11 protein-coding genes and 1 tRNA gene are annotated in these 10,846 nt (G+C 53.8%); 3 read left to right on the top strand and 9 right to left on the bottom strand.

Annotated elements, in window-relative coordinates; genetic code table 11:
• From ACTG33_RS13815 to rpsU, 8 genes are all read right to left on the bottom strand, one after another.
• Positions 1-1,463: VIT domain-containing protein (locus tag ACTG33_RS13815; protein WP_439135809.1), on the bottom strand; the 1,463-nt coding region annotated here is incomplete at its 3' end.
• A 143-nt stretch (positions 1,464-1,606) separates the two neighbouring features.
• Entirely contained in the window at positions 1,607-2,044 is a 438-nt protein-coding gene (locus tag ACTG33_RS13810; RefSeq protein WP_439135808.1) for a DUF2784 domain-containing protein, read from the bottom strand.
• A gap of 60 nt (positions 2,045-2,104) precedes the next feature.
• On the bottom strand, positions 2,105-2,713 hold the full coding sequence (locus tag ACTG33_RS13805) for a pyridoxamine 5'-phosphate oxidase family protein (RefSeq protein WP_439135807.1): 609 nt from the start codon (positions 2,711-2,713) through the stop codon (positions 2,105-2,107).
• Positions 2,714-2,865: 152 nt separating this feature from the next.
• Positions 2,866-2,942 (bottom strand) — tRNA-Ile (locus ACTG33_RS13800).
• 176 nt (positions 2,943-3,118) lie between these two features.
• The gene (gene rpoD, locus ACTG33_RS13795; protein WP_439135806.1) at positions 3,119-4,957 is read right to left on the bottom strand and encodes an RNA polymerase sigma factor RpoD; all 1,839 of its coding nucleotides are present in this window, start codon (positions 4,955-4,957) and stop codon (positions 3,119-3,121) included.
• Positions 4,958-5,122: 165 nt separating this feature from the next.
• Complete coding sequence (gene dnaG / locus ACTG33_RS13790; protein ID WP_439135805.1) at positions 5,123-7,087, bottom strand: DNA primase; 1,965 nt, start codon at positions 7,085-7,087, stop codon at positions 5,123-5,125.
• An 82-nt stretch (positions 7,088-7,169) separates the two neighbouring features.
• A complete protein-coding gene (locus ACTG33_RS13785) occupies positions 7,170-7,619 on the bottom strand; it encodes a GatB/YqeY domain-containing protein (RefSeq protein ID WP_439135804.1) in 450 nt (149 codons plus the stop codon).
• Positions 7,620-7,887: 268 nt separating this feature from the next.
• Positions 7,888-8,103: a 30S ribosomal protein S21 gene (gene rpsU / locus ACTG33_RS13780; RefSeq protein ID WP_167191856.1), complete on the bottom strand. Its 216-nt coding sequence runs from the start codon at positions 8,101-8,103 to the stop codon at positions 7,888-7,890.
• Positions 8,104-8,406: 303 nt separating this feature from the next.
• Here rpsU and tsaD point away from each other — a divergent pair, with 303 nt between their 5' ends.
• From tsaD to folK, 3 genes are all read left to right on the top strand, one after another.
• A complete protein-coding gene (tsaD, locus tag ACTG33_RS13775; protein ID WP_439135803.1) occupies positions 8,407-9,453 on the top strand; it encodes a tRNA (adenosine(37)-N6)-threonylcarbamoyltransferase complex transferase subunit TsaD in 1,047 nt (348 codons plus the stop codon).
• A gap of 119 nt (positions 9,454-9,572) precedes the next feature.
• Complete coding sequence (gene folB / locus ACTG33_RS13770) at positions 9,573-9,941, top strand: dihydroneopterin aldolase (RefSeq protein ID WP_439135802.1); 369 nt, start codon at positions 9,573-9,575, stop codon at positions 9,939-9,941.
• Positions 9,941-10,453 (top strand): 2-amino-4-hydroxy-6-hydroxymethyldihydropteridine diphosphokinase, encoded by a 513-nt coding sequence (gene folK / locus ACTG33_RS13765; protein WP_439135801.1) that lies wholly within the window; start codon positions 9,941-9,943, stop codon positions 10,451-10,453. The genes folB and folK overlap by 1 nt, the downstream gene beginning before the upstream one ends.
• A gap of 101 nt (positions 10,454-10,554) precedes the next feature.
• Here the strand turns inward: folK and ACTG33_RS13760 are convergent.
• A partial coding sequence (locus ACTG33_RS13760; RefSeq protein WP_439135800.1) for a hypothetical protein occupies positions 10,555-10,846 on the bottom strand: 292 nt, incomplete at its 5' end.

Genomic DNA, 10,846 nt, shown 5'->3' with positions numbered 1-10,846 from the left:
GCGCTTTCGTTGCCAACACTGCCGTCCGTGATAAACACCACTTGTTTTAGATACTGTGCGTCACTGGATTCAGAAAGAACCGCATTCAAGGGAGCGTGCATCTCTGTGCCTCCTCTGGCGTGCAGTCCCTGAACAAACGATTGGGCTCTGCGAAGATTCGCGGCGGTCGCAAATACCGGAGTGTTACTGTAGCGATGGAATGAAGAGTTAAATTCCACAATGTTAAAGCGATCCTGTGCCGATAGCGTCGAAAGTGCTAGTTGTAAGCTGGCTTTGGCTTGCTGTATCGATGTGCCGCCCATGGATCCGGAAGTGTCGATAATAAACCGGACATCTCTGGGCAATTGTTCCGAGGTTGACGATGAGTCGCTATCGGATGAGTTGGGTGCTTGAGGCGGCAGCAACATCAACAGCAAGTAGTGATCTTGCTTGTCTTCACCAGAGGTCATCTGTTCGCTGAACAGTGCGGCTTGAGGTGTTTTTTCACGCACCGGTTGCCAGGTGAGCACAAAGTCGCGGTCCATAGGAACCCTGCCGGCGCTTAAGGATATTTGGTGCCGTGCGCCGTTTTTTTGGATGACGATGTCGTGGTACGGGCTGTCAATATGGGCAAGAGGTAAGCCTGCATTTAAGTCGATGTTGAGGCTCACCGGATTGCGAATGTCACCATTCTTCAAGGATTTTGCCGTTGCCATTGGAGGCGTAATTTTATGGGCGTCCGGTACTTGATCCGTGGGGTTGGCCCAACCCCATCCCTGGGCGTCGAGAGCCAGAGTGGTTTCTGTGTGTATATTGTCCTCCGTGGTTGCAGCTTTGCCCGGGATATAACGGGGTGTGATGGTCAGTGGCAGTCGCAGGGAAAAGCGACCGTGGTTGTAGTCAACAGTTTGTCGATAGTTCAGAGTCACTTCTATTTTTTCGTGGGGCGCAATGTTAGCGACGGTTTGAGAAAATAAATTGGGGCGCTGTTGCTCAACCAAACTGGCACGCTTGCCGCTCTGCTTGGCTTGCTGGTAGATTTTTTTCGCGGCTTGCTTTTCTTTGATTTCACCTTTGATCACCCGGTCACCGATACGCATGGTCATTCCATGCACGGCAGCTGTTTCCGGCAAAGGGAAGACATAGCGGGCCTCGACCCAGTCGGTACTGTCGTTGTGGAATGTCTGCACGTAGGTTGTGGTGGTGATCATGCCGGTGATGGACAGTGTGACTTTTGTGTCGAGCAGGGGGGCAGTTACTACTTCTCCATTGTCACCCCTAAACTCCATTTCCCCGCTGTTGACGGCTTCCTGATTGATGGAGTCGGCTGGCGATATGTTGGCAGTGGCTTGATTAAAGCTGGCCAGACACACGACACAAAGCAGTGCGCGTAGCCAGATCGGTAATTCATAGACCCACTGGGTATTTTGATGGGGACAGGTATCAATCGTGAATAAGGTGTGTGGGCTAGCTCTGCCAGACATGGTGCAACTCCTGTTTTGTATTTGCCTTCTATTAAAGCGTCGAAGAAGGGCAGGAGGCTGGAGGTTCCAGGCATTGCGGCGATCAATTGTGACGAATTGTGGCGTGGCGTCTGTAAATGGAATCTTGTCTGTGAAAAATTACGTCATTTTGGCGAACGTAGAGGGCGAGGCCTGACCCAAATCCAGCTGGCCAGTACCAGAGCGCCAAACAGGGTATAGCTAACGATAAATACCCAGCCGGGCAGTTGGTAGTAAAGAACCTGGCTCAACCAGTGAGAAATAAAGCTTCCGGCATAGACCGCATCACCGGCGCGCTCGCGCAACGCCATCTCCCAAATGGTAAGGGGGCAAATGACGCCGAGCCAGGCCTGAATAACCACAATCCCAATAGTGATTAAATGCACCCATCGAAACCAGGGGTTACGCACCCACGACCACTTGCAGGGCTTGCCCAGCAGAGTCAGCAGCAGCCCAATAACCACGAAAGCGACAACGAGGGCATGTACAGCCAGAAGGATATCCGCTGCCAGTAGATACAGTTCAGTCGGTTGGGATGAGTTTAAGGCTGAGAGAGAAGACATAGCGAACCGTGTCCGTCCTGTCGGGATCCATGATTGCCAGAATAGGATGTTCTAGCGGTGTTACAAATCCGTCTGGTAGCGGTTTCTAACGCCATTATCGAATTTCTCCGTATCTGAGGCATCTAGCCCGCCATTGTCGGATAGCTCAAGCCCAAACGAGATATTCATGTCGCGAAGTTCTATGTCACTGGAAAACAGCTTACTGCGTAATAAAGCTTTGCCACAGTGAAAGTAACAGCTGTCGACGGACACCTGAGTGGCCAAAAGCGCTTTTTGTGTTCCTGAAGCCAGTTTCTGATTGAGCTCAGGATCGTTAATTAGCTCGCCCTGACCTTGCACTCGCAGCACTTCGTGAGTGCCGGGGACGATAAACAGTAGGGCGACCTTTGATCCATTCAAAATGTTGGCGAGAGAGTAGGCCAACTTGTTACCTTTGCGCTCGGGGATTTGGAGTTTCGAGTTCCCTTCCGTAACCACAAATCCTGGGTGGTCGCCTTTTGGGGAAATGGTGGGAACTCCGTCAGAATCAACCGTCGAGATAAGCACCAGAGGTGCATGCTGAATAAAGTCCAGCATCCTCGGATTCAAATAGGTATAGATCTTCTTTTCCAAAACAGGATTTGGGGCACCCAGAATGGATCTGAGTTCATCGAGTGTTTCGATTTTCATCCTTGTGTCTCGCTTGAGGTTCGTGAGCTAAATGAGGTGACCCATTGTAGTCCTTTGCGAATCCTCGGGAGAAGGGGGCTGTGGAAATCGTGTTTTGCGAGAGTTCTGTATCAGTAGGGGTGACGGGTGTCGTTTAAAAGAGAGGGGGGAAATGGTGGGCCCTGACAGACTTGAACTGTCGACCTGCCGATTATGAGTCGGATGCTCTAACCAACTGAGCTAAGGGCCCAAAACTGGGTGTTCTATCTTCAGGTTGTGTTCAAACCGCGTTTTGCATCAGGCTGGCGCCTGTGTTTGGTTTGGCTAAAAAATAGACACTGTGTTTTGCTAAGTCGTTGTTTTAAATACAACAACGGGGCGCATTATAGTGCGCCCCGTTGCGTCTGGCCAGTGGCAAATGGCTCTTTACTGCTCGTCGATAAATCCACGCAGGTGATCGGAGCGTGAAGGGTGACGCAGTTTGCGCAGTGCCTTGGCTTCGATCTGGCGGATACGCTCACGAGTAACGTCGAACTGTTTGCCCACTTCTTCAAGAGTGTGGTCGGTGTTCATGTTGATACCGAAGCGCATGCGCAGCACTTTGGCTTCACGAGCGGTCAGGCCGGCCAGTACATCTTTGGTGGCTTCTTCCAGACCCTGAGAAGTCGCGGATTCCACCGGTGAAGTGATGGTGTTGTCTTCAATGAAATCACCCAGGTGCGAATCTTCATCGTCACCAATAGGTGTTTCCATGGAGATCGGCTCTTTGGCAATTTTCAGTACCTTGCGAACCTTGTCTTCCGGCATTTCCATGCGCTCGCCCAGTTCTTCCGGAGTAGGCTCGCGGCCCATCTCCTGAAGCATCTGACGGGAAACACGGTTCAGCTTGTTGATGGTCTCAATCATGTGCACCGGAATACGAATGGTGCGGGCCTGATCCGCAATAGAGCGGGTGATGGCCTGACGAATCCACCAGGTGGCGTACGTTGAAAACTTGTAACCGCGACGGTATTCAAACTTGTCGACGGCTTTCATCAGGCCGATGTTGCCTTCCTGAATCAGGTCGAGGAACTGCAGGCCGCGATTGGTGTACTTCTTCGCAATGGAGATCACCAGGCGCAGGTTGGCCTCTACCATTTCTTTCTTGGCGCGACGGGCGCGGGCTTCACCAATGGACATGCGGCGGTTGATCTCTTTGATCGAGGCCAGGTCCAGTTGTGCTTCTTGTTCCAGTTGTTTCAGCTTGCGCTGAGCGCGCAGGATGTCGTCGCAGGCCAACTTGATCGCATCTGAGTAGTCGCGCTTTTTGGCGATAACAGTTGGGATCCAGTCTTCGTTGATTTCGTTGCCAGGAAACTCTTTGATAAAGGTTTTGCGCGGCATTCTGGCCTGACGAACACACAGGGCCATGATGCGACGTTCTTCGACACGCACGCGGTCAAGAACGCCACGGATACGGTTGTACAGTGGATCGAACTGGCGTGGTGGCAGTTTGAAGAACTTAAACACATCGCCCTGGGCTTCCAGTGCTTTGCCTGCCTGCTTGCTGTCGCGGCCATGCTTGTCCAGCGCTTTGTTGGCTGCGGCAACCGCTTTGGTCAGTTCGCCGATGCGAGCCTTGGCTTCTTCGGGATCGACACCGCCACTGTTTTCATCTTCGTCATCATCATCGTCACTGTTTTCAGCAGCTTCGGCTTTCTCTGCTGCGGCTTTGCTTTGATCCAGTGCGGAGGGGACGTCTTCAGCGGGGTCCAGCCAGCCGGCGATAACGTCCGGCATGCGACGCTCTTCTTTCTCGATGAGATTGTATTCATCAATGAAGATTTGCACGGTACCGGGCCAGTAAGACATGGCGTGCAGTAGCTCGCGGGTGCCTTCTTCGATGCGTTTGGCAATGGCAATTTCGCCTTCGCGGGTCAGCAGCTCAACGGTACCCATTTCGCGCATGTACATGCGCACGGGATCGGTGGTGCGGCCAGCTTCAGTTTCGACGGCGGCCAGTGCGGCTGCGGCTTCGGCTGCGGCGATTTCGTCGGCGGAGGAGTCGCCATCGGCCATGAGCAGGGTGTCCGCGTCGGGCGCGGTTTCAAACACCTGGATGCCCATGTCGTTGATCATCTGGATGATATCTTCGACCTGATCCGGATCGGAAATGTCCTCGGGCAAATGATCGTTCACCTCGGAGTAAGTCAGGTAGCCTTGCTCCTTACCGCGTGCGATCAATTCTTTGATGCGAGACTGTTGCTGCTGAGCGTGTTCAGACATTCGAGACCCTGTAACTTGCTTGATGATTTAAAAGGCGGAAAACATGAAATTATAACGCATATATGGCGCTTGCATCCAGATATTCAAGGGGGTGGGCGCTAAATTAACGAATCAGGAGGGCTTATATGTGCGACGTTCCATTCGTTTTTGGAAATGCTGGGCGATTTAAGTGCGATTTGGCGGTTGGTTGGCGTAAAACTGCCGAATCTGTTGCTTTTCTGACTCGCTCAATTCATTAAAGTTCTTGGAGCTGAGTTTTTCCATCTCCAGCCGTTGTTTTTGCTTGCCGAGATGGTTTTCGATGCGGCCAAGGCAGTCGAGGTATTCCTGTTGGGCGTTGTAGGGCGCGCGCTGGCGAGCATCGCTCAGCAATTCCACGGTGGCGAGCTTGGCCAGCTCGTCGCTGGCCGCGGCGCCTTTACTGCCGCGCCAGTGACCCAAAATACGGGGCAAACTGTAGTTGGGTCTTTGCTTGAGGAAGGTGAGCAGCTCGACGTACAGGGTCAGATCAGGATCCTGGCTGTTCTGAATGTTGGGAATCTCTGGTGTGAGCGGAATCAGTTCCGGGTGTTGCAGGACGATAGCGCACAACAGTTTACTGGGGGGAAGTTTGATCGGTCCCCGATAGCTGCTTTGTGGTGCCCGCGGGCGAGCCGCTGGCTCACGTCGCACTCCATTGCTGCTTGTATCCGCATGGTCGCCGTAGGAGGGCGGCTGTTCCTGTGCGGGTGGCAGGCGATGATAGTGCTCTGCCGGCGCCTCTGGCTGGAATGTCTGGCTGGAGCCTTGGTGAGAGGCTGGCTGAGTGTTGGTGGCTGGCGCTTTCTCTTCCGGAGTGTCTACCAGTTCCATCAGCGTGTCCATGGGCAGGCCGGTACGCTGGGCGAGATTGGCAAACATCAGCTCCCGAAACACGCCGGCGGGCAGTTTGTGCAGCAGCGGCGCGGCGCGTTTGCTCAGGCGTGCGCGACCTTCCATGGATTGGATGTCGATGCCGTCGGCAACGCTGTCAAACAGGAAGTCTTCCAGTGGTACCGCCAATTCCACCATGTTCGAGAATTTGTCAGCCCCGACCTGGCGCACCAGTGTGTCAGGGTCTTCGCCATCGGGCAGGAACAGAAATTTAACCTGGCGACCGTCCTGCATGGCGCCGAGACTGTTTTCCAGCGCGCGTTTGGCGGCGTTGCGGCCGGCTTCGTCACCGTCAAAGCAGAACACCACTTCCTGTGTGTATTTGAAGGCGAGGGTGAGATGGTCTTCGCCGCAGGCGGTACCCAGGGTGGCGACACCGTAGCGGATATCGAACTGTGCCAGTGCTACTACGTCCATGTAGCCCTCGACGACCAGCAGTCGCGGCAGTTGGCGATAGGCCTGGCGGGCTTCATACAGACCGTAGAGTTCTCTACCTTTGTGGAACACCGGGGTTTCCGGCGAGTTCAGGTATTTGGGCTTGTCGTCACCCAGTACTCGTCCGCCGAAGCCAATTACGCGGCCACGGGTGTCGCGGATCGGGAACATGATGCGGTTGCGGAAGCGGTCGTAGCGGCGACCGTCTTCGGGTCGCTCGATCAGCATGCCGCCTTCTGCCAGCAGGTGCTTGTCTTCTTCGGTCAGGCCGATGGCTTTGAGCAGGTTGTCCCAGCCCGGTGGTGCGTAGCCGATACCGAAGTCTCGGGCGATTTCACCACTTAAGCCTCGCTGCTGCAGGTAGTTGACGGCGTGTTGACGAGCGGGACTGTGACGCAATTGCTGGCGGAAAAACTGATCGGTTTTTTCCAGCAGCTGGTAAAGGTTTTTGCGTTCCTGTTGGCGGGGCGAGTCATTGCGCGCTTCGCGGGGCACCTCGAGGCCTGCCATCTTGGCCAGTTCTTCCACGGCATCGGGGAAGTTGAGGCGGTCGTGTTCCAGAACAAAACCCAAAGCCGTACCGCTGGCGCCACAGCCAAAACAGTAATAGAACTGTTTGTCGGGACTGACGGTGAAGGAGGGGGTTTTTTCTTCGTGGAACGGGCAGCAGGCGCTGTAATTTTTGCCGGTTTTTTTCAGTTTGACGCGGGCATCCACCACATCGACGATGTCGATGCGATCCAGAAGATCGTCAATAAATGTTTGGGGGATGAGGCCTGCCATTCGCCGAGTTTACCGTGTAAGCGGGTGTTGGGATAGCTGAGCAGTTTTGTAGAGCAGGCTGGCGGTCTGTCTGGGTGAAGAATCAGCCCAGCTTGGCTTTGACCAGCTTGCTGACGGCACCTACGTCGGCGCGACCTTGCACCTGAGGTTTCACCAGTCCCATAACCTTGCCCATATCGCGGGGGCTTTCGGCACCGCTGTCGGCAATGGCCTGGGTGATGATGGTGTCCAATTCTTCATCGGTCAGGGCTTCCGGCAGGAATTCCTGTATCACCAGCATCTCGGCGCGTTCGATATCGGCCAGATCTTCGCGGCCAGCGTCGGCGTACTGGGTGATGGAGTCGCGTCGTTGCTTGCACATTTTGTCGAGCACGACCAAAAGGCGATCATCGTCGACCTCAATACGCTCATCGACCTCGATGCGTTTGATTTCAGCTTGAATCATACGAATGGTGCCCAGGCGCTCTTTTTGTTTCGCGCGCATGGCAGCTTTCATAGCATCTTTCAGTTGATCTTTAAGTGCAGTTGACACGTTAGGACTCTGTATTAGGTTTAGAGTAATTAGGTTGAGCGGTATTCAGTGGAGCGATTAAGAGTGTTCTTCCGCGTTGCTGTTCTTCATGCGATGGCCCTTTATACGACGGCCCTTTACATGAAGGTCCTTCAGAGGACAGTCTTTCACACGACAGTGCCGCGAGCAGGCTCGCGGCACACGGTGAATTGCAAGCGGTCAGATTTTGTATAAAACGCTTGCCGGGTAGGGCAGGTGCTTCAGGCTCCGACCGGGGTCGCCAGCGCTCTTAGTACAGGCGCTGGAACTTGCGGGATTCGCGCTGAACCTTCTTGGCGTGGCGCTTAACGGCAGCCGCAGCAGCACGTTTACGAACAGTTGTTGGCTTCTCGTAGAATTCGCGACGACGAACTTCAGCCAGAACACCGGCTTTTTCACATGAACGCTTGAAGCGACGCAGAGCAATATCGAATGGCTCGTTTTCTTTAAGTTTTACTGAAGGCATCTTTTTACCTGTGTTTAATTGTCAATTCACCGAGAGAATTATCTGTCTGGCTCAAGTCCGGCCAAAGGGATATTTCTCATAATCCAAGGGGCGCAAATTCTATACACTTCACTTTGAGACTGCAATACGAATATGTAGTGGAAATCGATGTTTTGACTGGCTCTTGGGTCTCAGGCTGATTATTATGCCTGCTTTCTTGAGTCGGATCGGGGCGGAAAGCGGCCAATATCCACAAAATTCGACCGAAAAGCCACTGAAATGATTGAATTCATATCACTGAAACCATTGAGATAGGCATTATTCATGCGTGTATTGGGCATCGAGACTTCCTGTGACGAGACTGGCATTGCGCTCTATGACAGCGAAAAAGGGTTGTTGGGGCACAGTCTCTACAGTCAGATTGCCGTGCACAGTGAATATGGCGGCGTGGTGCCTGAGCTGGCCTCGCGGGATCATGTGCGCAAAACCCTGCCCCTGATCAATGAGGTGCTCGCCAGCAGCGGTCTGACGAAGCGGGACATCGACGCAGTGGCCTACACCTCCGGCCCCGGTCTGGTGGGGGCTTTAATGGTTGGTGCCTGTATCGGTCGCGCACTGGCTTATGGCTGGAGTGTGCCGGCGGTGGGCGTTCATCACATGGAGGGCCATTTGTTGGCACCCATGCTGGAGGATTCGCCACCGGAGTTTCCCTTTGTGGCGCTGTTGGTGTCCGGAGGCCATACCCAGCTGGTACAAGTGGATGGTATTGGTGAATACTCTTTGTTGGGTGAATCTCTGGATGACGCTGCCGGCGAAGCTTTTGATAAGGCCGCAAAGATGCTGGATCTGGATTATCCCGGTGGCCCGCAGGTGGCGAAACTGGCCGAGAAGGGCAATTCAGAGCGATTTACCTTCCCTCGTCCGATGGTCGATCGTCCAGGGCTCGATTTCAGCTTCAGTGGCCTGAAAACCTATACCCTCAATACCGTGGCGGCACATGCACTGGAAGACGGGTTGCCGGATGATCAGACCTGTGCGGACATCGCCTGTGCGTTCCAGGAGGCAGTGGTAGACACCCTCGTGATTAAGTGCCGCCGGGCACTGCAGCAAACCGGCTTTAAAACCCTGGTGATTGCTGGCGGCGTCTCAGCCAATTCACGTCTGCGGGAGCGTCTTGAGGCGGCTCTGGCTAAAATTGGCGCGAAGGTCTTCTATGCCCGCCATGAGTTTTGCACCGATAATGGCGCCATGATTGCCTACGCCGGCTGTCAGCGTTTGCTGGCCGGACAAACCGAAGAGCTGGGTGTGACCGTCACCCCTCGCTGGCCGCTGGATGCTTTGCCGCCAGTGGGTGCTGACGCGAAATCCTGAGTCAGCGTTAGAGCTGTTTTTACCCTCATCAGGGTTGAGTCGAGCCCTCAATCTCGATACTAACAAGACTGACTTAAAACAAGACCCATAGAGAATCAGACCGACAGAGAGCCCGACCCATGGATATCGTTTTTATCAACGACCTGCGCATCGACACCATCATTGGCATCTATGACTGGGAGCGCCAGGTGCGACAAACCGTCAGTCTGGATCTGGAAATGTCGACAGACATCCGGAAGGCGGCGGAAACCGACGATATTCAATACGCTCTGAATTACAAATCTGTTGCCATGCGATTGGTGGATTTTATCGGTGGCAGCGAATTCCAGCTGGTGGAAACCATGGCGGAGCAGGTGTGCCAGATTGTACGGGAAGAGTTTGGCGTAGCCTGGGTAAAACTGACTTTGAGAAAACCCGGCGCCTTGCGTGAATCCCGTGATGTGGGGTTGATCATTGAGCGCGGTGATCGTTCAGGAGAGCAGGCTTAATGGCTCGTGTTTACCTGAGTCTGGGCAGCAATACGTCGCCCACAGGATACATCTGTGCCGGACTGGATGCGCTGGCTCAACAGTTTGGTGAGCTGATCATTTCACCCGTCTATGAAAGTGTGGCGGTGGGCTTCGAGGGTGAGAACTTTATCAATCTGGTGGTGGGGATTGAGACATCCCTGTCCGTAGGTGAGCTGTCCTCTCGGTTAAAAGCCATCGAGGACGCCAATGGCCGTGAGCGAAGCGGTCCCAAATACAGTGGTCGCACGCTGGATATCGACATACTCACCTATGACGATCTCTGCGGCGTGGTGGATGGCGTCACCTTGCCGAGGGGAGAAGTGCTGCATAACGCGTTTGTCCTGCTGCCTCTGTCCGAAGTGGCTCCAGAAGAAAAACACGCCAGAACCGGTGACACTTTTTCAGCTATTTGGCGCGATTATCAGCGAGATCAGAAATTGTGGCGGGTGGATTTTTGCTGGGGTGATCAGCAGATTTCTTTTGCGGAATAGATCCGGAACCTCTACTCGAGCCGCGCTTTTCTGTTGTCATGTTTCCTCTATCGGGAGCCCTCGTTTACCTCTTCTCATTACAGCCAGTATTCAGGCAGGGTTTAAATAAGCTTGGCCAGTCTCCAGATGACAGGGGTGTCTTCTACTTTGTCCCGCAGTGTGTCCCGAAAAGGTTTTCTGATTTGGAACAGGTCAAAGGGAAGGTCGCAGCAGAAATTAATGTGTCTTCTTGGAACGTCGGTTGCGCTTCTTTGGGAGACTGCGTGAATGGATTTGGGTGAGTTGATGAACAGAACCAGGGTGTTGGGCTGATAATAACCTGTATCCACATGAGCTATTTGTTCTGAAGAAATCTCCATCGGAGAGCGGTCGACCCGGATGCTGTGGTCATCC

The organism is Pseudomaricurvus sp. (assembly GCF_965662505.1).
GTDB lineage: Bacteria > Pseudomonadota > Gammaproteobacteria > Pseudomonadales > Cellvibrionaceae > Pseudomaricurvus.
This window is presented reverse-complemented; position numbering and strand designations above follow the sequence as displayed.